Below are 234 nucleotides of genomic sequence, written 5' to 3' on the forward strand. Positions count from 1 at the left end.
CCTTACTGTTGTCGGTTTTGGTCATGATTGCCGTAATGTAATAAATATCATCTTTGTAATTGGCACAGCCAACCTTGCATGTAAGTACTTCGTTATATCTCATGCCTGTATAGGCCAAGATATTAATGTATGTGGCTAATTTTAAATCTTCTAATTCTTCGGATAATTGAATGAATTCCACTTCATCGGGTAAGTTTCTTACATGTTTTGCTATTAGCTCACCTGTACTAATTT

1 protein-coding gene is annotated in these 234 nt (G+C 34.6%); it reads right to left on the minus strand.

The window, feature by feature from the left end:
- Window positions 1-234: site-specific integrase (locus tag AAEY83_RS18720; RefSeq protein WP_351061716.1), on the minus strand; the 234-nt coding region annotated here is incomplete at both ends.

The sequence above is a fragment of the Psychrobacter sp. TB20-MNA-CIBAN-0197 genome, from assembly GCF_040309765.1.
GTDB classification, from domain to species: Bacteria; Pseudomonadota; Gammaproteobacteria; order Pseudomonadales; family Moraxellaceae; genus Psychrobacter; species Psychrobacter submarinus.